Below are 21,251 nucleotides of genomic sequence, written 5' to 3'. Positions count from 1 at the left end.
CTCGCGCTGGTGACCTTGCTGGCGGCCGGCGCCTCCGGCGCGGGGCGCCCGGCCGTGGACGGGCTGCTCCTGCCGCCGTCCGGCGTGTTCGCGATCGGCTACATCCATTCGATCTACCATGCCCCGTCGGCGGAGGTGTTCACCGTCCAAGGGCGCCGTTTCACCATGCGGGCCGTGGTCTCGACCAGCGGCGGCGTGCTCGACTACTACGCGCTGGACGGCGAACGCGGCCATGCGGCGGGCCTCTGGACGCTCCGCCTGGCCGTCCCCGCGACCTACGACGAGCTGCCGCTGATCGCCACCCCGATCGGGCGCCGGACGCTGATCGCGGGCGGCCGCTGCCTGCCCCTCTACCCCGCCTCGGGAGCCGCGCAGGTACGGCTGACGGTGCGGCTCGCGCTCGACGGCCGGGGCGGCCCCTGCCCCCGCGCCTACAGCCAGTCCTTCTTCTTGAAGATCGCGTACAGCGTTACCGAGGCCACGGCCACCATCGCCGACGCCACCCAGACGCCCCAAGGGTGACCCGCGCCCGGGTAGGGCACGTTCATGCCGTAGAAGCCGGTGATCGCGGTCGGCACCGCGATGATCGCCGCCCAGCTGGTGACCCGCTTCATGATCTCGTTCAGCCGGAAACCCTGCTGGGCCAGGCGCGTCTCACGCATGTTGGCCAGCAGATCGCGCAGCGACTCGGTCCACTCCGCCACGCGCACCACGTGGTCGTAGACGTCCTCGTAGTAGGGGGCCATGACGGGGTCGGCGACCACTTCCTGGTCGCGGCGGAGCAGGGTGCCGACGACCTCGCGCATCGGCATGGTGATCTTGCGGAAGCGGGCCATGTTCTTCCGCAGGTCGTACATGGTCCGCTGCAGTTGCCTGCCGTCGATCGGCTCCTCCTCGAACAGCAGTTCCTCCAGGTTCTCCACCCTGGCGTCGAACTCCTGGACGAGGTCGAAGTGCCCGTCGACCACGTAGTCGAGCAGGCCGTGCAGCAGGAACGCCACCCCGTGGTCGGCCAGCCGCTTGGCGGCGTCCCAGCGCTTGACCACCTCGCCGATGTCGAAGTGGTCACTCTGGCGGACGGTGACCAGCGCGTTCTTCGTCACGAAGGCGTTGACCTCGACCGGATCGAGACGCCCGTCGTCGAAGTGCACCCCGTAGACGGTGATGAACAGGTGATTTTGGTAAATGTCCACCTTGGGGCGTTGATGGTCGGACAACACGTCCTCGACGGCGAGCTCGTGCAGCCCGAGCTCCTCGCCGACCACGGCAAGGTCCTCCGCTGTCGGCGAGCACAGGTCGAACCAGACGGTATTGGCCTCATTTTCGTTGACCTCGTCGGCCACATAGTCCGAGACTTCCTCGACCGGGAAGCCCTCTTTCTCCAGGACACCGTTTCGATAAAGGCGGGTATGCACTAGACGAGTCTGGCAAAGCGGGTCGCGTTCCGCACGGCCGCTCCCCCCGGATCGTTGTTGAAGTAGACGTAGGCGTCGGGCCAGCCGGCTTCCTCGACCCGCCCGGCCCAGGTCTTCAGCGCCGTGTCCCCGTACAACGGCCAGGGGTTGGCCCGCCCTTCGTGCAGCCGCACGTATCCCCAGCCGGCGGTGCGCCACAACGGGCTCACCGGCCTGCCGAGCCGGTCGGCCCAGCACAGGGCGGCGTCGCGGGCCGCGAGGATCTCGCGGACCTCGTCCGTCCACCACGACGGGTGCCTGGGCTCGACCGCGACGCGCACGTGCTTCGGGAAGCAGTTCAGGCAGCGGGCGAGCCGGTCCGGATCGGCCTTCAGGGTCGGCGGGAGCTGCAGGAGGATCGGGCCGAGCTTGTCCTTGAGCTCCGAGGCGGCGTTCATCAGCCGCTCCACCGGCTCCTCCGGATCGGCCAGCCGCTTGATGTGGGTGAGGAACCTGCTGGCCTTGACGGCCATCACGAACCCGTCGGGTGTGCGGTCCCGCCAGCCGGCGAAGGACTCGGGTGAGGGCAGGCGGTAGAAGGCGTTGTTGCTCTCGACTGTGGGGAACGTCTCGGCGTAGGTCTCCAGCCAGAGACGCTGCGGGACCTCCTGTGGATAGAGGATGCCGCGCCAGTCTTTGTACTGCCACCCGGACGTGCCCACCAGCGTCGCCATACCTCGCCGCCTACCCGGCGGAAGGCACCCTATCCACGCTGAGTCGACCTCGGGCCAGGCGCCGTGTCCATGCTCAGTCGACCTCGGGCCAGGCGCCGTGTCCATGCTCAGTCGACCTCGGCGCTGCCGTCCACCCGCAGCTTGCGCCGGGCCCGCTCGTAGAAGGTCGTCCCCATCCGCACCACGTTGGCCGCGGCCGGCATGGCGGCCACCGTGACACGGTCACCGGGGCACAGATGCCCCAGCACCGCCCCGTCCACCTCCACCGCCAGCCGCCCGCTCGTGGGCAGCAGCTCCAGCGTCACCTCCTCGTCGGCGGGCAGGACCAGCGCCCGGTTGAACGACGAGTGGGCGGCGGCGGGCACGACCAGCAGCGCCGCCACCCGAGGCGACACGATCGGCCCGCCGGCGGCGAAGCTGTAAGCGGTGGACCCGGTGGTCGTGGCCACGATCACGGCGTCGGCGGCGTAGCGGACGAACGGATCGTCACCCGGCATGACCGAGACGGCGGCCATGCCGTCGCCAGGGATGCGCACCAGGGCGATGTCGTTGAACGCGATCAGCTCCTCGGCCCCGTCGAGCTTGGTCCGCACGGCCATGCGCGGCTCGATCGTGTAGCGGTGCCCGTCGATGGCCGACAGCGTGGCGGGCAACTCCGCGATGTCGATCTCGGCCAGGAACCCCAGCCGCCCCAGGTTCACCCCCAGCACCGGCGTCTTCCGCCCGGCGATGAGCCGCATGGTGCGCAGCATCGTCCCGTCACCGCCGAGGCTCACCAGCAGGTCGGCCCGCTCGATCAGCAGGTCGACGTCGACCGGCACGGCGCTGCAGTCGATGCGGCCGACCTCCTCCGGGAGCCCCATGACGGTGACGCCTCTGGTGGCGGCCCAGCTCAGGATGGTGTCGATCGCCTCTTTGGAGTCGCGCCGTGGATGCAGCACCAGCCCGACCGTCCCGACCATACCCATGTGGCCAGCTTAGGGCCCGGTCACAGGGCCCGACGTCCGCCGCCCGCCCGTACGGTGTGCCGGCGTTCAGACGATGTTGAGCTCCGGTCTGGCCCCGGCCAGGGCGAAGCGACTCGCGTCGAAGCCGCTGACGTCGACGAACGGCGTCCGGTCCAGGTAGAGGTCGCGGACCACCTCGCCGACGGCCGGGCTCATCAGGAAGCCGTGGCCGGAGAAACCGGTGGCGTAGATGAACCTGTCGACGTCCGGGGCGGTCCCGATGAGCGCGTTGTGGTCCGGCGTCACCTCGTACAGGCCGGCCCATCCGGTGGCGATGCCGGTCTCCAGCAGGGCCGGGGCGCGGCGGCCCATGGCCTCGCCCAGCCTCGGCAGCCAGGCGTCGGACCGGTCGAACTTGAACCCCGGCGTCTCGTCCGGATCGGACATGCCCAGCAGCAGGCCGGGACCTTCGCGGTGGAAGTAGAACGTGGTGCCGAAGTCGATGGTGAACGTCGTGGGCGGCAGATCGGGGATCGGCTCGGTGATCAGGATCTGCCTGCGCAGCGGGCTCACCGGCAGGTCGACGCCCACCCAGTCGCCTATGGGACGTGACCAGGCGCCGGCCGCGCAGATCACGGTGTCGGTCTCGATGCGGCCGCCCTCGGTCTGGACGGCGACGATGCGCCCGTCCACGGTCTCGATGCCGGTCGCGGCGCAGTTGGGCAGCAGCCGCGCGCCGAGCCGGCGGGCCGCGCCCGCATAGCCGAGCACCACGGACTCGGGCGTGCAGTGGCCGTCGGTGGGCGAGTAGGCGGCGGCGAGCAGGCCGTCGGTGTCGATCAGCGGCGACAGCCGCGCGGCCTCGCGCACCGAGATCATCCTGCTGGGCACGCCGAGGTCGTTCTGGATCGCGACGTTCTTCTCGAACTCCGCCACGGACTCGGGCGAGTCGAGCAGGAACAGGTAGCCCACCTTGTGCAGGTCGATCTCCTGCCCGAAGCGGGCGGCGAAGGTGTCGAAGGTCTCCAGGCTGCGTACGGCGAGCTGAACGTTGACCCGGTCGGAGAACTGCGCCCGCACTCCCCCGGCGGCCTTCGAGGTCGAACCGGAGCCCAGCGGCCCCTTGTCGATCAGGACCACGTCGGTGACTCCGGCCGCGGCCAGCGCGTAGGCCGAGCTGACGCCCATGGCGCCACCCCCGATGACGACCGCTGAGGCCCGCGCGGGCAGCCGGCGTCCGGTTTCGCTCACGGCCACCTCCTTCCCTGCTCACTCATGTTCGCGCAGACATCATCGCTCACGCCTCTCGGCGGTCGCCGTCCACGGGTCCAGGATCGCCGAACGCCCGGATCCGGAGGAAGCGGTCGAGCACGGTCATCTGTGGGCGTAGCCGAAGAGGTTCTTACGCATGTTGATTCGTGAGCGAGGCGGACAGGAATTCCGCATGCGCGATTCGCGACTGCCGAAGATCGGATTCATCGGTGTGGGCCGGATGGGTCTGCCCATGTGCGCCAATCTGGCCCGCGCGGGACACCGCGTACACGCGAGTGATCTGCGGCCAGAACGCGCGCGAGACGTGATCGAGTCCGGAGCGCTCTGGGCGGCGTCGCCGTCCGAGGCCGCCGCGGAGGCGGAGGTGCTCGTCACGATGCTGCCCGGTCCGGCAGAGGTACGCGCGGCGATGCTGCAGCCCGGAGACGCCCTGGAGGCGCTGGCGGCCGGGGCGACCTGGATCGACATGTCCAGCAACTCCCCGGCCCTGGTGGCGCCGGTTCGCGAGCAGGCTCATCGGCGTGGAGTGCGGGTGCTGGAGGCACCGGTCGGCGGTGGCGTCCCGGCCGCGCGGGCGGGGACGCTGCACCTGTTCGTGGGCGGGCCCGCGGAGCTGCTGGAGCGGCACCGGCCGCTGCTGAGTGTTCTGGGCGATCCTGAACGGATCATCCACCTCGGCGGGCACGGCACCGGATACACCGCCAAGCTGCTGGCCAACCTGCTGTGGTTCGGGCAGGCGATCGCCACCGCCGAAGCCCTCCTGCTCGGCCGGCGGGCCGGCATCGACCTGGCCGTACTCCGCGAGGCGCTCGGTTCCAGCGCGGCTTCCAGCGCCTTCGTCCGTCGCGACCTGGACGCCCTGTTCGCCGGCGACTACCTGAAGTCCTTCGGCCTCGACCGGTGCTGCGAGGAGCTCGAGACGGTGACCGCCATGGCGGATGAGCGCGGGGTGCCCTTCGAGCTCTCTCACCTCGTCGAACGCACCTACCAGCGCGCACTGGACCGCTTTGGGGCGGTCGACGGCGAACTCCTCGCCGTCGCCCTCCTGGAGGAGCAGGCCGGCCTGCGGCTGCGCCCATGAGGGAGGTAGGGCGGAAATATACGACCCACAGACGTTATCCGTACCCGAGCTCGGGCATTCGGGGGCCATGCCCGAGCAACCAGACAGCACGCCACCTGCCCAGAACCAGCCCTATCCCGGACGTACCGGGGAGATGGCCCCCGAGCCGCGTGATGAGATGCGCGACTACACCGGCACTGAACTGCTGAAAGGCAAGCGCGCGCTGATCACCGGTGGCGACTCGGGCATCGGCCGCGCGGTGGCCGTCGCCTTCGCGAAGGAGGGGGCCGACGTCGCCATCGCCTACCTGAGTGAGCACGAGGACGCCGCCCACACCAGGAAGCTGGTCGAGGAGACGGGGCAGCGCTGCGTCCTGATCCCCGGCAACCTGGCCGAGCGGGAACACTGCGCGTCCGTCGTCGCGCAGACGGTGACCGAGCTGGGCGGGCTGGACATCGTGGTCAACAACGTGGCCTACCAGGCGCCGGTCGACTCGCTGGAGGAGCTGACCGAGGAGCAGTGGGAACACACCTTCGCGGTCAACATCCACAGCTACTACCACGTCACCAAGGCGGCGCTGCCCCACCTCCGCAGCGGCTCCGCGATCATCAACACCTCGTCGATCAACGGTCTGCGCGGCAACAAGTCGCTCATCGACTACGCCACGACCAAGGGCGCGATCAACGCCTTCACCTACTCGATGGCGCAGAGCCTCGTCGATCGGGGCATCCGGATCAATGCCGTGGCGCCGGGCCCCGTCTGGACTCCACTGATCCCCGCGACGATGCCGAAGGAGAAGGTCGAGCAGTTCGGCAAGCAGGTGCCGATGAAGCGGGCCGCCGATCCGGACGAGATCGCGCCCTCGTACGTTTTCTTCGCGGCCGAACGGCTGTCGTCGTACTACACCGGCGAGATCCTGGCCCCGATCGGCGGCGAGACGCTACCCGGTTGAGACAGGCGACCCTCGGTCAGGTGGCCGCCTCCTTGATGCCTCAGGCGCCGCGCCCGGTCAGGCCCGGTCGAGCCGCTGGAACAGGCCGTACACGAAGCGGGCCCGGTAGTCCGTGCCCTCGTGGGCGAAGTCGACCACCCAATGCTGCGGCGCCGAGCCCTCGCCCTGGACGGCCCCCGGGAAACTCGTCACGACATCACCGACGACGCACCCCCACGGGACCAGGTCCACGAAGGCGAGCGCCTTGTCGCCGTGGGGACGGATGAACCACTGGTTCCATATCGCCCCGTCAGGCCCGATCAGCGCCTCGAACTCCAGGTCCGGCCAGGACGGCAGCGCCCACCGAGCCACCCGGCAGGTCAGGCTCCCGACCGGGGTCGTGCCCTCGTACGACGGCGGACCGAGCATCGTCCGCAACGCGCCCAGGCCCTTCCGGCTACGGACGGAGTGGGCCATCCTCGTCCATTGCGTGTGCGCGGCGCGAAGCTCGGCCCGGGACGCGCCCATGTCCATGAGCGCGTCCTCCACCCGTTCGGCGTTGAGATCACGCATCCGATGCAGCAAAGTCAGCTCGAACTGACGAACCCCGAATCCCATGGCCGCCAGCCTGCCAGGCTCGGCGGCCGAGGGCGGGGCTCATTTCCCGATGTCCTCATCCCACCTCCACACCGTGCCGGACGAGCCATTCGTGCTGGCCCATGAAGGTCCGGCACTCCCCTACGACGAGCCGCGGGATGCTGCACTGGCGGATCAGCTCCTTCATGCCGGGCGTGAAGCCGACTGGCCCGTGTAGCGGGGCAGGAACAGCCGTTTCGCCGGCAGGCGGACCGGTGTCCCTTCGGTTCAGATTGGTCGGTTCTGCTGCTCGATGTACTGGCGCATGATCGACAAGGGTGCACCGTCGGCGGAGCCGGCGAAGTAGGAGCCCGACCACAGCTTGGTGGCCCGGTAGTAGTGGGCGGACAGGTCGGGGAACTCTTGCCGCATCCGCCGGGAGGAGACGCCCTTGAGGCTGTTGACCAGCTTGGACAGGGCGATCTTGGGTGGGAAGGTGACCAGGAGATGGACGTGGTCGTGGCCGCCGTTGAACTCTCGGAGTTCGGTTGCGAAGTCGGCGCACACGTCCCTCATGATCTCTTCCATGCGGGTCAGGTGGGTGTCGGTGAACACCTTATGCCGCAATTTCGTGACGAAAACCAAATGGGCGTGGAGCAGGAAAACACAATGCCTGCCTGCCCGGATATCACTGTGCTCGGCCATAACCCAACCGTAGAATCAAGGCCGTGCAGCTGCGTTACTCCTTCCGCCTGGACCCCACCCCCGGCCAGTGCATCGCGCTGGCGCGGGCGTTCGGGTGTGCGCGGGTGGTGTACAACGACGCGATCGCACTGCGCCGCCACACCCACGCCGAAGGGCTGCCGTTCATCACCGATGGCGAGCTGTCCAAGCAGGTCATCACCCAGGCCAAACAACATCCCGATCGGGCATGGCTGGGCGAGGTGTCGGCGGTGGTGCTCCAGCAGGCCCTGGCCGACGCCTGCGTGGCCTACCGCAACTTCTTCGCCAGTGTGAGCGACACGCGCAAGGGGCCGAAGATGGCGCCGCCTCGGTTCCGCTCTCGACGGGACAGCCGGCAGGCGATCCGGTTCACCAGGAACGCCCGGTTCACGATCACGGCAGACGGGAAACTGTCCCTGCCGAAAATCGGCGACCTCACGGTGCGCTGGTCACGCCGTCTGCCGTCCGATCCGTCCAGCGTGACGGTGATCAAGGATGCGGCGGGCCGGTACTTCGCCTCGTTCGTGGTCGTCGTCGCCGAACGGCCATTGCCCCGCATCGAGGCTGAGACCGGTATCGATCTGGGCTTGTCGCATTTCGCGGTGCTGGCCGATGGCCGGAAGATCGACTCGCCCCGGTTTCTGCGCCGGGCGGAGAAGAAACTCAAGCGCCTTCAAAAGGTGCTGTCGCGTAAGGAGAACGGGTCGGCGAACCGGGTCAAGGCCCGGATCAAGGTCGCCAAGCAGCATGCGAAGGTCGCCGATGCGCGCCGGGAGTTCCACCATCAGACCTCTATGCGGATAGTTCGCGAGAACCAAGCGATCTATGTGGAGGACCTGGCGGTCAACGGGCTGGCTCGCACGCGGCTGGCCAAGAGCGTGCACAATGCGGGCTGGTCGGCGTTCGTGGGCATGCTGGAGTACAAGGCGAAACTCTACGGTCGTACCTTCGCCCGGATTGACCGGTTCCATCCTTCCTCCAAGCTCTGCTCGGCGTGCGGAACCCTGGCGCAGGTGATGCCGCTGAGCGTGCGGGAGTGGGTGTGCGCCTGTGGCGTGATGCATGACCGGGATGTGAATGCCGCGATCAACATTCTGGCCGCCGGGAGGCGGCAGGTCGCCGCTGGACGGAAACCCGAACCTGAGATGGGCGGGAAGCGGAGACCCCAAACGCCTGTGGAGGCAGGTAAGACCCCACACTCAGCGCGCGAGCGCCGGGCACGGGGCACGGCCGAAGAAGCAGGAAGCCACCGAAATGCCGCATGACGTCATGCGGCACAGACGGAATCCCTGGGACGCATCCCGAGGAGCGCGTCAATTCCAGCATGTTCCGACTACTACTACTATCCGTCCCCGCAGGCGGTTAATGGTCACCGTAATTTCCTGACGCAACCCTGACCCGGACGTCGACAGGCGCTGCCGAACGCGTTCCTAGGCTGTGGCGCATGCGACTGCCGAGGATGACGATCATGCTGGGAGCGGTCGCCGTCGCCGCCGCTTCCTGCGGTTCGCCCCCCGCTCCCATGGTTGCGGACCACGCCGCCGCGCCACCGCCGAAGCCGCCATCGCTGAAGCGGCGGCCGCACCGGCACACGCCGGTAGCCGCACGCGTGACCGACGTCTACGCCCACGACCGGCCGGGGATGCTGAGCCCGCGGGTGGAGAAGATGACCCCGCGCGTGTATGTCCCCAACAGCGAGTCGGACACGGTGGACGTCATCGATCCGCGGACCTACCGGGTCGTGCGCCGCTTCCGGGTCGGCGCCCTGCCACAGCACGTCGTGCCCTCCTGGGACCTGAAGACGTTGTGGATCAACGAGAACCAGGGCAACCGGCTCGTCCCCATCAACCCGGTCACGGGCCGCCCCGGTAAGCCGGTGCCCGTGGACGATCCGTACAACCTGTACTTCACCCCCGACGGCTCGTACGCGCTGGTCATGGCCGAACGCAACAACCGCCTCGACTTCCGCGACCCGCACACGATGCGCCTGATCCGTTCCCTCGACATGCCCTGCAGGGGGATCAACCACGGCGACTTCACCGCCGACGGATCGGTCTTCCTGGCCAGCTGCGAGTTCTCCGGCCAGATCGTGGCCATCGACTGGGAGCGTCCCCGCGTGAAGAAGGTGATCGGTGTGGGGTCGGGGAACATGCCGCAGGACGTCAAGCTCTCCTCCGACGGCCGGCTCTTCTACGTCGCCGACATGATGGCGGGCGGCGTGTGGATCATCAACGCCACCACGTTCCGGCGGGTGGGCTTCCTGCGCACCGGCGCGGGGGCGCACGGCCTGTACGTCAGCAGGGACTCGCGGCGGCTCTACGTCTCCAACAGGGGCGAGGGAACGGTCTCCGTCATCTCGTTCGCCACCCGCGAGGTGGTCGAACGGTGGCGGATCCCAGGCGGCGGCTCGCCCGACATGGGCGGGGTGTCGGCGGACGGCAAGCAGCTCTGGCTGTCTGGAAGGTACGACGGCGTCGTCTACGTCCTGTCCACCAGGACCGGAAAGCTGCTCCACAAGATCAAGGTCGGCCGGGGCCCGCACGGGCTGTGCGTCTACCCCCAGCCCGGACGCCACTCCCTCGGCCACACCGGCGTGTTCCGATGATCGGCCCCCAGAGACACGGCGCAGGAAGATCTATAGGGCGTTGCCGCGCGTCCGCACAGCCGCCCGCGCGATGATGCCGCATGACGAACAAGCAGGTCAGGACCTCTTTTCTGGTCGAAGTAGGGCGCAACGGGCGGCTCGTCATGGCCGCCCGAGCGCTGCGGACCTTCGGGTACGGATGCACCAGTGTGCTCCTGGCCGAACTGCTCGCCCAGGACGGCGCCGAACCCTGGCAGACCGGCCTGCTCCTGGCCGTGGCCGCCGCCGGCTCGGTGCTCGCCAGCCTGGTGCTCGGCCTGTTCGCCGACCGCTGGGGGCGTCGGCGCACGCTGATCGCCTGCGGCTGCCTGATGGCCGTCGCCGGCCTGGCGTTCGCGGTCAGTGAGTCGTATCCCGTCCTGCTCGCCGCCGCCTTCATCGGCACGATCTCGCCGTCCACCAACGACAACACCCCGTTCTCCGGGGTGGAGCAGTCCATCCTCGCCCAGACCTGCGCCCCGGTCCGGCACACGCTCGTCTTCACCTGCTACAACGTCACCGCCATGGCGGCCGGCGCCCTGGGCGGGCTGGCCGCCGCCGCGCTGTCGTTCCAGCCGTGGGTGTCGGCCGCCGACGCCGCCTTCGCGGTGTACGCGCTGCTCGCGGCCGGCACCGTACTGCTGTTCTGGCACCTCACACCGGACGCCGAGGCCGCGTCCATCGAGAAGTGCCAGACCGGGCCCCGGGTACGGGTGCCCGGACCGGTTCGCCGCCTGGCCGCGCTGTTCGCCCTCGACGCCTTCTCCGGCGGGATGGCCGTCCAGGCCGTCCTGGCCTGGTGGTTCGCCCACCGCTACGGGGCCACCACCGCCCAGCTCGGCCTGGTGTGCTTCGCCGCCAACCTGCTCCCGGCACTCGCCCAGCTCACCGCGCCCCTGCTGGCCGCCCGGCGCGGGCTGCTGGCCGCCATGCTGCTCCCCCACCTGGCCGCCAACCTGCTGCTGGCCGGCATCCCGTTCGCCCCGACCCTGGGTGGCGCGGTCGCGCTGCTGCTGCTCCGGCAGACGGTCTCCAAGATCGACGTACCGGCCAGGCAGGCATTCACCGCCGCCGTCGTACCCCCTGCCTACCGGACGACCGCGGCCAGCATGACCAGCCTGGCACGGAGCATCGCCGTGTCCGTCAGCCCGCTCGCCGCCACGGCCCTGCTCACGGGCACCCTGGTGGCGCTGGGCGCGCCCCTCATCGTCGGCGCCGTGCTGGGCATCGGCTATGACATCACGCTCTGGTGCGCGTACCGGACCGATCCCGCGACGGAGGCCCTCTGAGCGCTCATCCGTCCTTCGTCGGCGTACGGGTGCCGCGCAGTTCGGGCATCCCCCGGACGAGGAGCAGGCAGGGCGGTATCACCAGCACCAGCGCCGCGGCGCCCAAGAGGACGACGTGCTCGCCCATGAGGTTCGTCAGTGGCCCGGTCAGCGCCTGGCCGAAGGGCATGAGGCCGAACGTGCTGAGCCAGGCCAGCGAGGTGATCCGCCCGATCAGATGGTCGGGCACCTCCCGGTACATCGCGACGTCCCAGGCGAGGGCGTACGTCTCGACACCGAAGCCGGCCACGAGGTAGCAGCAGAAGAGCACCCAGACAGAGGGGGCGAACAGGAGCGCCAGCGGGACCAGCGCGTACAGGGACATCGACCACATGGCCACCACGCCCGGCCGCCGCGGCTGCCAGGCCATCATCGTGATGCTGCTAATCAGACCGCCGGCGCCGTAGAACGCGAGCGCCGTGCCGTACGCCGCGTACGACCCGAACGTCTCCCGGCTCATCAGCGGCAGAAGCACCTGGCTCGGGGCGATCACGAACATCAGGCTGACGGGCGAGAACAGCAGCAGGGCCGACAACCACGGCCGGCGCCCCGCCTCGGCGAACCCCAGCAGCGCCTCACCCAGCAGCGAGCGGCGTGGCACCGGCGACCACGGTGGTTCCGGCACCCGGCGGAACACGGCCGCGCCGCCCGCGAAGACGATCCCGGCCAGCACGAACGGGAGCACCTCGCCACCGCTCGCCAGTTGGGTGCCGACCACGGGCCCGGCGATGACGCCCAGGCGCGTACAGATGTTGACGAGGGCCCGGCCGGACACGCGCTGGTCTTCCGTCAGCGTGCCCGCGAGCATCGCGTTGAAGGCGGGCCGGATGAACGACTCCGCCGCGCCGACGGCGAAGAGAACGGCGGCCAATAGCCAGGCGGAAGGACGCTGTCCGAGGACGAAGACCGGGACGAGCGCCGCGACGGCGTCCACGGCGAGCATGATCATCAGGATCCGCCGCCGGGGAAGGCGATCGGACCAGACGCCGCCCACCAGGAGCAGGCACAATGACGCGATGCCCTTGGCGGCGAGCACGGAACCGACCGCGGACGCGTCGCCCCCGGCATTGAGCACCGAGACGGTGACGGCGATCGCCAGAACCTGCTCGCCCAGCACGAAGCCGAGCTGCGCCGAGGCGAGCAGCCGGAAGGCGGGATTCCGAAGGACCGCCAGGTTGATGTTCGGCCGACGGGGGGCTTGAGCGGGCGTCATAGGTGGGCTTGACGAGGGTCTGGTGCGGGCGTCATCGGCGGGCTCAGGCGAGGGTCTCGTGCGGGCGTCATCAGCGGGCTCAGGCGAGGGTCTCGTGCGGGCGTCATCGGCGGGCCTATCGCTTGCGCGCCACCCCGCACAACGCGTCCACCCGCTCCGTGGAGTCCTGGAACGGGTCGGGGTCGGGACGCCACTGCGGCAACGACACCACGCCGGGCGCCACGAGGTCCATACCGTCGAAGAAGGCGGTGATCTGTCCCTCGTCGCGCAGGTTGTAGGGCACGCCGCCGCCCTCGTTGTAGTTCTCCTGGGCCTGGTCCAACGCCTGGCCGGTGACGAGATTGACGCCGTCCCACAACGCCAGGTAGCTGCCGGGGGCCAGGCGCTCCATCAGCCTCGTCACGATCTCCGTCGGTCCTTCGTCGTCACGCACATAACCCATGATGCCCATCAACATGAGCGCTACCGGCCGGCTGAAGTCCAGGGTCTTGGAGGCACCAGCCAAGATCGCGTCCGGGTCGCGTAAGTCCGCTTCGATGTAGTCGGTGGCGCCTTCGCGGGTGCCCACGAGCAGGGCCTGGGCGTGCACCAGCACGAGCGGATCGTTGTCCACATAAACCACTCGGCTGGTCGGGTCGGCCTGCTGCGCGAGTTCGTGGGTGTTATCCACGGTGGGCAGCCCGGTGCCGATATCGAGAAACTGACGTATCCCCTGCTCCCGGACCAGATAGCGGACGATGCGGGCCAGCAGATGCCGAGACAGTTGAGCGATCCTCACGATTTCCGGGAACTCTCTGCTGAACTCGTCACCGGCCTGGCGGTCGACCGGATAGTGGTCCTTGCCACCGAGCCAATAGTTCCACATCCGCGCAGCGTGCGGGACAGATGTGTCGATATGCCGGTGAATCGGCGAGCCCTCTACAGGCGATTCGTCCGCCACGAAACCCTCCTCTAATGTCGCCTCCGTGGTTACTGAAACCTAGTGGCCGCGCTTTACCCGCGCCATACCGCGAAGGACGATAAAGTTGGATATTTCCGCATGAAGTGGCGGGGCAGTTCCCCAAGTCCGGGCGAGATCGGCCGCCCTCAGCGATGATGAAACCGAACAAGTGCACGGTGAAGAAGGAGCGGCCGGATGGGACTGACAGGAAATATGGTGTCTCAGCTGCCTCATGTGACAAGATGGTGACGATCGCGGCGTGGCGATTTGCCGAATTGGGAGCATAAATGCCGACTCCTCGGGGCAGTGGCGACTCGACGGAAATCTCCGGCGCCGCAGGGCATCGTTCCGGGCCGACGGCCTTGCGGATGCTGGTCGGCGTACGTCTGCGTCGGCTGCGCGAGTCCCACGGAATCACCCGCGGTGAGGCGGCGGCCGCCATCGGCTGCTCAGCGTCCAAGATCACCAACTTGGAAGGCGGCCGGATCGGCCTCCCGCTCGGCGATGTGGCCGACCTGCTCAGCCTGTACGGCGTCGACGAGGACGAACGTCAGATCGTGCTGGCGCTGGCCGTCCAGGCCAATGCTCCTGGCCGGTGGCAGGACTACCGAGACGTGATCCCCGACGAGTTCGAGGCGTTTCTCGGGCTGGAGCAGGACGCCACGGTCATCCGCACCTACGAGGATCAGCACGTCCCGGCCCTGCTCCAGACCAAGGACTATGCCCGAGCCGTCATCGCGCAGAGCCACGAAGGCGGCGACGCCGAGCTGATCGAACGCCGGGTCGCCCTGCGGATGCACCGCCAGCGACTTCTGCTGCCACCCACGCCCCGTACGTTATGGGTGGTCATGGATGAGTCGGTGCTGCGCCGTCAGGTGGGCGACAGCGCGACGATGCGCGCCCAGATGGAGCATCTCCACGAGATGGTCAAGCTGCCGCACGTCACCCTCCAGGTGCTGCCCTTCGTGCACGGCAAGGGCGTGGACCCCTTCACCGTCCTGCGCTTCGCCGAGGCGGACCTGCCTGACGTGGTCCATCTGGAACAGACCGCCGACGCCCAGTACCTCACCAGGGACGCCGACGTCCGGCCGTACCGCCATCTGCTGAACCAGCTGAGCGTCTACGCGCAGCCGGCCGGGGCGACTCAGGAGATCCTCCAGCAGATCATCGGCACGCTGTGGTCGGCGCCGTAGCCCCGGGGAGCTTCAGCAGGCTGTGGTCGGCGCCGTAGCCGCGCGCGGCGGTCAGGACTGACGCGGTCTACGCGCCTTGATACGGCGGGCCGGGGACGAAGCGTAGAGCCCGGCTTCGCGTGGCCGCCGTTCCTTCTCCGGCCGGAGCACGCGGCGGGTGTGACACCATCGACCTTCGCGTGCGCGTTCGCCCGGCCGGAGTACGCGGCGGGTGTGACACGATCGACCTGACACCGGGCAGGCCAGGGCGTCGTGGTGGAAGTTATCGCGGTAGAAGCTGTCAGTGAGGGACATGAACCGGGCACCAGGCATGGTGGATGTGGCACGCGAAGCCGGCGTGTCGCACGTCACCGTGTCCCGCGTCCTGAACGATCACCCCTCGGTCCGGCCGGAGACCCGGGCCCGGGTCGAGGCCGCCATCGAGAAGCTCGGCTATCGCCGTAACAGCGTGGCCCGCGCGCTCAAGAGTCGCCGGTCCTCGACGATCGGCGTGGTCCTCGCCGGGGCCGAGCTGTACGAGCTGCCCCGCGTCCTGCGCGGCGTACAGAGCGCGGCGCAGCGGGCCGGATACTGGCTCAACCTGGCAGCCTGGCAGGGCGGCACCACCAAGGACCTGACCGAGACGCTGCAGCGGCTCACCGACCAGGCGGTGGAGGCCATCGCGGTCATCGCCGACCGGCCCATGGTGATGGACGCCCTGGCCGACATCGTCACCGGCGTGCCCATGTCGGTGATCATGTCCGGCAACGTGCCCAATCCGGATGTCGGCTTCGTCGAGCTCGACCAGGAGCTCGGCGCGCGGCTCGCCGTGCGGCACCTGCTGGAGCTCGGGCATCGCCACATCGTTCACCTGACCGGCGCGCTGCGCACCTTCGACGCCCGCGAACGCGTCGAGGGCTGGCGGGCCGCGCTGGCCGAGACGCCGGACGCCCACGGCGAGCTGTTCGAGGGCGACTTCACCGGCAACAGCGGCTACCGGCTGGCCCACTACCTCGTCACCCGCCGGACGGGCGAGCTACCGACGGCGATCTTCGCCGGCAACGACCAGGTGGCCATGGGGGTGCTGGCCGCCTTCGCCGAACTCGGCGTCAAGGTGCCCGACGACATCTCGCTCGTCGGGTTCGACGACATCGCCGGAGCGGCCTACCTGGTGCCCGCGCTCACCACGGTCCGTCAGGACTTCGTGGGTCTCGGCGAGCGGTCCATCCAGCAGGTCCTGCGCATGATGAAGGGCGAGCCGGCCTCCTCCGAGCGGATCCCCCCCGAGCTGGTGGTCCGGCGCAGCACAGCGGCGCCCCGACCGCCGCGCTGACTAACCCGCTGTCCGGGGCATGCTGGTCTGCTCGGCGTGGGGCCGGTAGTCGAACCAGTGGGCGTACGCCCGCCCGTCGGTGGAGCGGCCGTTGCTGGTCGCGTACAGGCCGAGGTAGACCCCCACGAACCCGCCCGCCCGCTCGGTGCTCAAGCAGGACCGCTCGACGTCACCCAGGCTGACCCATTGGCCGCTGTCAGGCTCCTTGAGGCGAAAGGCGTAGCGGGCCTCGTCTCCCTCGACCGCCAGCACCACCTCGCCCGTCGCCACCGGTACGGAGGCCAGGCGGGTGCTCGTACCGGCCTGGCGTACGGTCAGCACCACCTGAGACCGCCCGTCGTCGTCCACGGTGAGGGCGAGGGTGGCGTGGTGGTCCTGGTTCTGGAAGACGGCGAGCCCGGCCTCTTCCGCCGGATGCGCCGCGGAGAAGCTGATGTGCGTCCGCGCGTCGAAGCGGACATGCTGCTGGCGCCGCCCGAGGAAGGTGGGCACGCCGGTGGAGCCGAGCGACTCGGCGGCAAGAACGAGGCCGAGGCCGCCCCCGTCGGCCGAGGGGCTGACGCGGTCGTCGACGGGGCCTCGGAGGCTGTTCCACTCCAGGCCCGGCACCGGCGCATCGAAACGCACCCGACCCGCCAGCCCGGCGGCCCCATCGCCCAGCCCGACAGAGGCATCATCGCCCGACCCCGCGAACGTGCCATCCCCCCGCCCTGCGGTGGCGATCGACGGCAGCCGTTCCGACAACCGCACGCCGCCCGCCTCCGGGGCGAAGACCGGCCCATGAGCACCCCAGGCGACGGGCACCAGGAACACCTCGCGACCCAGCGTGTGCGTCCCCTCGATCGGCCGGACCCCGAGCGCCACGGCCCAGGTCTCGCCGTCGGGGGTGTCCACCAGGTCGACGTGGCCGACGTTCTGGACGGGCTCGGCCGAGCCGCGGTGCCGGTGGGTCAGCAGCGGGCTGCGCGGATCGGTGACGTACGGGCCGGCGACGGCACTTGAACGGGCCGCGGTGACGCTGTGGTTGCTCTCGGTCCCGCCTTCGGCGGCGATCAGGTAGTACACGCCGTCACGCTTGTACAGATGGGGCGCCTCCACCCACGCCCCGCGTACGGCGCCGTGCCACAGCACGTGGGTCGGGCCGACGAGCTTGAGCCGGTCGAGGTCGAGCTCGCGCATCCACAGCTCGCCGGGGCCGCCGCCGGTCGGCTGACGGGCGTCCCGGCAGGCGGTGAACCAGCATCGGCCGTCGTCGTCGAAGAACAGCGACGGATCGATGCCCTCGGCCTCCAGCGGCACCGGGTCCGACCACGGCCCGGCCGGGTCGTCGGCGGTGACGACGAAGGTGACGCTGCCCTGCCGGTTTCTGGCCAGGGTGGAGACCACGTAGAACCTGCCGTCGTGGTGGCGGATGGTCGGCGCCCAGATCCCGTCGGAGACGTCCAGTCCCTCCAGCGACAGCGGGCTCGGCCGGTCGAGTACGTGCGTGAGCTGCCGCCAGCTCACCAGGTCCCGGCTGTGAAACAGGGGGATGCCCGGGAAGTAGGCGAACGATGAGGTGACCAGATAGAAGTCCTCACCGGCCCGGCAGATCGACGGGTCCGGATAGCAGCCGGGCAGAACCGGGTTGCGGAAGGTGGGCACGGGGGTGGACTCCGAAGCTGTGTCGGCTCTGTTACGAGCAGGGGGCTTGACAGGATGACAACGTTAACATCAGGTTAGTTCCCAACGCACGACCCGGCATTCCGCCGTGGTGCACCACCCGTCCGAGGAGCCCGTGATGACCCCACCGACCCCCCGACCGCGCCGTCGCTGGACGATGGCCGCCGCGCTCGCGGTCGCCCTGACCGCGACCGTGGCCGCCTGCTCGTCCGCCGACACGCCCTCCTCGGGCGCCTCGGGCACCGAGGCCGCCAAGGGCCCGGTCACGCTCCAGGTCTGGACGTGGAACCTCAAGGGCAACGATCCGCGGGCCAAGGCGATCATCGACAAGTACCACCAGGAGAACCCGAACGTCACCGTCAAGCTGTCGGAGGTCGGTGGAACCGCCGACACCGCCTCCAAGCTGCTGGCCGCCGACCAGGCCGGCGACACCCCCGACGTGGTGCAGGTGGAGTATCGCGGCCTGCCCGCCCTGGTGGTGGCCGGAGCCGTCAAGGACGTCACCGCCGACGTGGCCGGCGTCAAGTCCGGCATCGAGCCCAACATCTGGGCCCTGACCACCTTCAACAACCAGGTCTACGGCGTGCCCCAGGACATCGGGCCGATGATGTTCACCTACCGCAAGGACCTGTTCGACAAGTACGGCGCCAAGGTCCCCACCACCTGGGCCGAGTACGCCAAGGCTGCCGAGCAGATCCACAAGAAGAACCCCGAGGCCTACATCGCCAGCTTCTCCGCCGCCCAGCTCGAGTTCTTCGCCGCGCAGGCCGCCCAGGCCGGCGCCCAATGGTGGAGCAACGACGGCAAGGCCTGGAAGGTCGGCATCGACAGCGAGCCGTCGCTGAAGACCGCCGACTTCTGGGAGGACCTCGTGAAGCGGGACCTGGTCAAGGTCGAGCCGCTGCTCACGCCGGAATGGAACGCTCAGGTCAACGACGGCAAGCTCCTGAGCTGGGCCGCCGCCGCCTGGGCCCCCAACGTGATCCACTCGGTGGCGCCCGACACCGCCGGCAAGTGGGAGTCGGCGCCGCTGCCGCAGTGGACGGCCGGCGACCCCGCCGTCCCGTTCCTGGGCGGCTCCGCCTTCCTGGTGCCGGCCAAGTCCAAGCACGCCAAGGAGGCCGCGGCCTTCGCCGCCTGGCTCGGCGCCTCCGACGAGGGCTCCAAGCTGCAGCTCTCCCTCGACATCTACCCCGGCGGCAACGCCGGCCGCCAGGCGACCCTGAGCCACGAGCCGCCCAAGCTGATGCCGCAGCAGAAGGACTTCTACCAGGTCGCCGACCAGGTGATCAAGAACACCACCATCCCGGTGACCTGGGGACCCAACGTGAACGTGTCGCAGACCGCCTTCGGAGACGCGCTCAACAAGGCCGCGCTCAACAAGAGCTCCTTCCGCGAGGTATACAAGGCCACGCAGCAGGCAGTCGTCGCTGACCTGGAGAAGTCCGGCTACACCGTCACCAAGTAAGACGCCGAGGGCCCGTCGGGGCCCTCGGTCCGACCCCATCCTGGATGTCTCATGCCCGCCAACCCCGCTGGCCGGCGCTCGCGCCTCCGCTTCCGCGGCGCCGCCACCCCGTGGCTGTTCGCCACGCCCGCGATCGTGTTGTTCACCCTGTTTCTGATCATCCCGATCGGTTACGCGATCTACCTGAGCTTCCGCGGCTTCCGCATCGACGGCGGCGGCGCGTTCGGGCGGCGGGTGCAGACTTTCGTCGGCTTCGACAACTATCTCGCCGCGCTCACCGATCCCGAATACGTCGCCGGGCTCGGCCGGGTGCTGCTCTACGGCCTCATCTCGATTCCCAGCGTGCTGGGCCTGGCGCTGCTGTTCGCGTTGCTGCTGGACACTCCCAGGGTGCGGGCGCGCGGCTTCACGCGTACTGCGATCTTCCTGCCGTACGCGGTGCCCGGCGTCATCGCCAGTCTCCTGTGGGGGTTCCTCTACCTGCCCAGCACCAGCCCGCTCAACTACCTCGCCAAGCAGTTGCACGCCGGGCCGCTGGACTTCTTCAGCTTTCCCACCCTGTACTTCTCGCTGGCCAACATCGCGCTGTGGTCCGGCGTCGGCTTCAACATGATCATCATCTTCACGTCGCTGCGCGCCATCCCCACCTCCATCTACGAGGCGGCCCGCATCGACGGGGCCGGCGAGCTGCAGATCGCCTGGCGCATCAAGATCCCCTTGGTGGCGCCCGCGCTCGTGCTCACCGGCCTGTTCTCCGTGATCGGCACCCTGCAGCTGTACAGCGAGCCGGCCACACTGCGGCCGATGTCGACCACCATCAGCTTCACCTGGGTGCCGCTGATGAAGATCTATCAAGAGGCGTTCATGAACGACAATCTCGGCGGGGCTGCCGCCGCCTCCGTCGTCCTGGCCCTGGGCATCCTGGTCCTGTCCATGTTGCTGCTGCGCTTCTTCCAGCGCCGTACCTTCGGGGACAACGCATGACCGCCGCCCTCCAGAGCCGCACCGGCGATCGCCAGTTCCGCAGCCGTCGCCGCGCGGGCGCGGCGCGGCGGCCGCGGCTGGCGCTGATCGTGCTGCTGCTCGGCGCGCTCTACTGTCTGGCCCCCGTGGTCTGGGTGGTCGCCGCCGCCTCGAAGACCTCGCGCGAGTTGTTCACCACCTTCTCCTTCGTGCCCGGCAGCGGGTTCTTCGACAACCTCGCCAACCTGAGCGCGTACGGCGACGGCCAGTTCTGGCAGTGGGGGCTCAACTCCCTGCTGTACGCCGGGCTCGGCGCGGTCCTGTCCACGCTGGTGTCGGCCATGGCCGGTTATGCCCTGGCCAAGTTCCGCTTCCGGGGCAGCCAGGTCCTGTTCTCGGTGATCCTCGCCGGTGTGCTGGTGCCCGGCATCGTGCTGGCTGTCCCGCAGTATCTGCTCATGGCCGCCGTCGGCCTGGCCGGGACCTACTGGTCCGTACTCCTGCCGGTGATCATCAACCCGTTCGGCATCTTCCTGTGCCGGGTCTTCGCCAACGCCGCGGTCCCCCAGAGCACCCTGGAAGCGGCCCGCCTGGACGGCGCCGGTGAATTCCGCATCTTCGGCGGCATCGTGCTGCCCATGATGACGCAGGGGCTGGTGACGGTGTTCCTGCTGCAGTTCGTCGGCATCTGGAACAACTTCCTGCTGCCCTTCATCATGCTCTCCGACCAGGACAAATACCCCATCACCCTCGGCCTGTACACGTTCATGGGCAAGGGCGCGGGCGACGGCGACCTGTACTCGCTGGTCATCATGGGCTCGGCCGTGTCCGTCATCCCGCTGATCATTCTGGTCCTGGTCCTGCAGCGCTTCTGGCGCGCCGACCTGCTGGCCGGCGGATTGAAGGGATGAT

Annotated in this window: 20 protein-coding genes; 11 read left to right on the top strand and 9 right to left on the bottom strand. The window is 69.1% G+C overall.

The annotated features are described in order from the left end of the window. The first annotated feature begins 9 nt into the window (after nucleotides 1-9). Nucleotides 10-522 carry a DUF1850 domain-containing protein gene (locus tag ACIBO2_RS26615; protein ID WP_358555702.1) on the top strand — a complete coding sequence of 171 codons (513 nt, stop codon included), beginning with the start codon at nucleotides 10-12 and terminating at the stop codon, nucleotides 520-522. Here ACIBO2_RS26615 and ACIBO2_RS26610 read toward each other — a convergent pair. The 4 genes from ACIBO2_RS26610 to ACIBO2_RS26595 all read right to left on the bottom strand — a co-directional run bounded on the left by ACIBO2_RS26610 (nucleotide 432) and on the right by ACIBO2_RS26595 (nucleotide 4,326). After that, nucleotides 432-1,415 (bottom strand): magnesium transporter CorA family protein, encoded by a 984-nt coding sequence (locus ACIBO2_RS26610; RefSeq protein ID WP_358555699.1) that lies wholly within the window; start codon nucleotides 1,413-1,415, stop codon nucleotides 432-434. The two genes, ACIBO2_RS26615 and ACIBO2_RS26610, sit on opposite strands and share 91 nt — an antisense overlap. Next, nucleotides 1,415-2,128 (bottom strand): DUF72 domain-containing protein, encoded by a 714-nt coding sequence (locus ACIBO2_RS26605; protein ID WP_358555696.1) that lies wholly within the window; start codon nucleotides 2,126-2,128, stop codon nucleotides 1,415-1,417. Before ACIBO2_RS26605 ends, ACIBO2_RS26610 begins: the two co-directional genes overlap by 1 nt. 107 nt (nucleotides 2,129-2,235) lie before the next feature. Continuing rightward, nucleotides 2,236-3,096, bottom strand: a complete 861-nt coding sequence (locus tag ACIBO2_RS26600; protein ID WP_358555693.1) for an NAD(+)/NADH kinase — start codon at nucleotides 3,094-3,096, stop codon at nucleotides 2,236-2,238. 66 nt (nucleotides 3,097-3,162) lie between these two features. Continuing rightward, the gene (locus tag ACIBO2_RS26595) at nucleotides 3,163-4,326 is read right to left on the bottom strand and encodes an FAD-binding oxidoreductase (RefSeq protein ID WP_358555690.1); all 1,164 of its coding nucleotides are present in this window, start codon (nucleotides 4,324-4,326) and stop codon (nucleotides 3,163-3,165) included. A 193-nt stretch (nucleotides 4,327-4,519) separates the two neighbouring features. On the opposite strand from ACIBO2_RS26595, the gene ACIBO2_RS26590 reads away from it, so the two are divergent. After that, nucleotides 4,520-5,428 (top strand): NAD(P)-dependent oxidoreductase, encoded by a 909-nt coding sequence (locus tag ACIBO2_RS26590; protein ID WP_358555687.1) that lies wholly within the window; start codon nucleotides 4,520-4,522, stop codon nucleotides 5,426-5,428. Between the two features lie 67 nt (nucleotides 5,429-5,495). Next, nucleotides 5,496-6,359 carry an SDR family oxidoreductase gene (locus ACIBO2_RS26585; protein WP_358555684.1) on the top strand — a complete coding sequence of 288 codons (864 nt, stop codon included), beginning with the start codon at nucleotides 5,496-5,498 and terminating at the stop codon, nucleotides 6,357-6,359. Nucleotides 6,360-6,416: 57 nt separating this feature from the next. Here ACIBO2_RS26585 and ACIBO2_RS26580 read toward each other — a convergent pair whose 3' ends face one another. Then, nucleotides 6,417-6,911 carry a hypothetical protein gene (locus ACIBO2_RS26580; RefSeq protein WP_358555681.1) on the bottom strand — a complete coding sequence of 165 codons (495 nt, stop codon included), beginning with the start codon at nucleotides 6,909-6,911 and terminating at the stop codon, nucleotides 6,417-6,419. 291 nt (nucleotides 6,912-7,202) lie between these two features. Further along, the gene (gene tnpA / locus ACIBO2_RS26575) at nucleotides 7,203-7,619 is read right to left on the bottom strand and encodes an IS200/IS605 family transposase (protein ID WP_397300154.1); all 417 of its coding nucleotides are present in this window, start codon (nucleotides 7,617-7,619) and stop codon (nucleotides 7,203-7,205) included. 23 nt (nucleotides 7,620-7,642) lie between these two features. Between tnpA and ACIBO2_RS26570 the strand changes: the two genes are divergently transcribed. The 3 genes from ACIBO2_RS26570 to ACIBO2_RS26560 all read left to right on the top strand — a co-directional run bounded on the left by ACIBO2_RS26570 (nucleotide 7,643) and on the right by ACIBO2_RS26560 (nucleotide 11,549). Continuing rightward, the gene (locus tag ACIBO2_RS26570; RefSeq protein ID WP_397300151.1) at nucleotides 7,643-8,902 is read left to right on the top strand and encodes an RNA-guided endonuclease InsQ/TnpB family protein; all 1,260 of its coding nucleotides are present in this window, start codon (nucleotides 7,643-7,645) and stop codon (nucleotides 8,900-8,902) included. 179 nt (nucleotides 8,903-9,081) lie between these two features. Beyond that, entirely contained in the window at nucleotides 9,082-10,242 is a 1,161-nt protein-coding gene (locus ACIBO2_RS26565) for a YncE family protein (RefSeq protein WP_358556637.1), read from the top strand. Nucleotides 10,243-10,322: 80 nt separating this feature from the next. After that, on the top strand, nucleotides 10,323-11,549 hold the full coding sequence (locus ACIBO2_RS26560) for an MFS transporter (RefSeq protein ID WP_358556640.1): 1,227 nt from the start codon (nucleotides 10,323-10,325) through the stop codon (nucleotides 11,547-11,549). 4 nt (nucleotides 11,550-11,553) lie between these two features. Here ACIBO2_RS26560 and ACIBO2_RS26555 read toward each other — a convergent pair whose 3' ends face one another. Together ACIBO2_RS26555 and ACIBO2_RS26550 are read right to left on the bottom strand one after the other, a co-directional pair. After that, a complete protein-coding gene (locus ACIBO2_RS26555; RefSeq protein WP_358556643.1) occupies nucleotides 11,554-12,801 on the bottom strand; it encodes an MFS transporter in 1,248 nt (415 codons plus the stop codon). 115 nt (nucleotides 12,802-12,916) lie between these two features. After that, complete coding sequence (locus ACIBO2_RS26550) at nucleotides 12,917-13,741, bottom strand: SAM-dependent methyltransferase (RefSeq protein WP_358556645.1); 825 nt, start codon at nucleotides 13,739-13,741, stop codon at nucleotides 12,917-12,919. A 287-nt stretch (nucleotides 13,742-14,028) separates the two neighbouring features. Between ACIBO2_RS26550 and ACIBO2_RS26545 the strand changes: the two genes are divergently transcribed. Together ACIBO2_RS26545 and ACIBO2_RS26540 are read left to right on the top strand one after the other, a co-directional pair. Beyond that, a complete protein-coding gene (locus tag ACIBO2_RS26545) occupies nucleotides 14,029-14,934 on the top strand; it encodes a helix-turn-helix transcriptional regulator (protein ID WP_358556648.1) in 906 nt (301 codons plus the stop codon). A gap of 292 nt (nucleotides 14,935-15,226) precedes the next feature. Continuing rightward, entirely contained in the window at nucleotides 15,227-16,246 is a 1,020-nt protein-coding gene (locus ACIBO2_RS26540; protein ID WP_397300146.1) for a LacI family DNA-binding transcriptional regulator, read from the top strand. Here ACIBO2_RS26540 and ACIBO2_RS26535 read toward each other — a convergent pair whose 3' ends face one another. Next, the gene (locus ACIBO2_RS26535) at nucleotides 16,247-17,890 is read right to left on the bottom strand and encodes a glycoside hydrolase family 43 protein (protein ID WP_358556654.1); all 1,644 of its coding nucleotides are present in this window, start codon (nucleotides 17,888-17,890) and stop codon (nucleotides 16,247-16,249) included. Between the two features lie 136 nt (nucleotides 17,891-18,026). Between ACIBO2_RS26535 and ACIBO2_RS26530 the strand changes: the two genes are divergently transcribed. The 3 genes from ACIBO2_RS26530 to ACIBO2_RS26520 are packed head-to-tail and all read left to right on the top strand — an operon-like array spanning nucleotide 18,027 to nucleotide 21,250. Next, entirely contained in the window at nucleotides 18,027-19,376 is a 1,350-nt protein-coding gene (locus ACIBO2_RS26530) for an extracellular solute-binding protein (protein WP_358556657.1), read from the top strand. Nucleotides 19,377-19,427: 51 nt separating this feature from the next. Beyond that, nucleotides 19,428-20,360, top strand: coding sequence for a sugar ABC transporter permease (locus tag ACIBO2_RS26525; RefSeq protein WP_358556660.1), 933 nt, complete (start codon nucleotides 19,428-19,430; stop codon nucleotides 20,358-20,360). Beyond that, nucleotides 20,357-21,250: a carbohydrate ABC transporter permease gene (locus tag ACIBO2_RS26520; protein ID WP_358556667.1), complete on the top strand. Its 894-nt coding sequence runs from the start codon at nucleotides 20,357-20,359 to the stop codon at nucleotides 21,248-21,250. The genes ACIBO2_RS26525 and ACIBO2_RS26520 overlap by 4 nt, the downstream gene beginning before the upstream one ends. Nucleotide 21,251 lies beyond the last annotated feature (1 nt).

This window comes from Nonomuraea sp. NPDC050022 (genome assembly GCF_044460705.1).
GTDB lineage: Bacteria > Actinomycetota > Actinomycetes > Streptosporangiales > Streptosporangiaceae > Nonomuraea.
The sequence above is the reverse complement of the archived record's forward strand: the minus strand, read 5'-3'. Positions and strand labels throughout refer to the sequence as shown.

Excerpts from the sequence above, each read along its gene's own strand:
- ACIBO2_RS26605 (WP_358555696.1), bottom strand. The coding sequence starts at position 2,128 with ATGGCGACGCTGGTGGGCACGTCCGGGTGGCAGTACAAAGACTGGCGC.
- ACIBO2_RS26600 (WP_358555693.1), bottom strand. The coding sequence starts at position 3,096 with ATGGGTATGGTCGGGACGGTCGGGCTGGTGCTGCATCCACGGCGCGAC.
- ACIBO2_RS26590 (WP_358555687.1), top strand. The coding sequence starts at position 4,520 with ATGCGCGATTCGCGACTGCCGAAGATCGGATTCATCGGTGTGGGCCGG.
- ACIBO2_RS26585 (WP_358555684.1), top strand. The coding sequence starts at position 5,496 with ATGCCCGAGCAACCAGACAGCACGCCACCTGCCCAGAACCAGCCCTAT.
- ACIBO2_RS26580 (WP_358555681.1), bottom strand. The coding sequence starts at position 6,911 with ATGCGTGATCTCAACGCCGAACGGGTGGAGGACGCGCTCATGGACATG.
- tnpA (WP_397300154.1), bottom strand. The coding sequence starts at position 7,619 with ATGGCCGAGCACAGTGATATCCGGGCAGGCAGGCATTGTGTTTTCCTG.
- ACIBO2_RS26565 (WP_358556637.1), top strand. The coding sequence starts at position 9,082 with ATGCGACTGCCGAGGATGACGATCATGCTGGGAGCGGTCGCCGTCGCC.
- ACIBO2_RS26560 (WP_358556640.1), top strand. The coding sequence starts at position 10,323 with ATGACGAACAAGCAGGTCAGGACCTCTTTTCTGGTCGAAGTAGGGCGC.
- ACIBO2_RS26555 (WP_358556643.1), bottom strand. The coding sequence starts at position 12,801 with ATGACGCCCGCTCAAGCCCCCCGTCGGCCGAACATCAACCTGGCGGTC.
- ACIBO2_RS26545 (WP_358556648.1), top strand. The coding sequence starts at position 14,029 with ATGCCGACTCCTCGGGGCAGTGGCGACTCGACGGAAATCTCCGGCGCC.
- ACIBO2_RS26540 (WP_397300146.1), top strand. The coding sequence starts at position 15,227 with ATGAACCGGGCACCAGGCATGGTGGATGTGGCACGCGAAGCCGGCGTG.
- ACIBO2_RS26530 (WP_358556657.1), top strand. The coding sequence starts at position 18,027 with ATGACCCCACCGACCCCCCGACCGCGCCGTCGCTGGACGATGGCCGCC.
- ACIBO2_RS26525 (WP_358556660.1), top strand. The coding sequence starts at position 19,428 with ATGCCCGCCAACCCCGCTGGCCGGCGCTCGCGCCTCCGCTTCCGCGGC.
- ACIBO2_RS26520 (WP_358556667.1), top strand. The coding sequence starts at position 20,357 with ATGACCGCCGCCCTCCAGAGCCGCACCGGCGATCGCCAGTTCCGCAGC.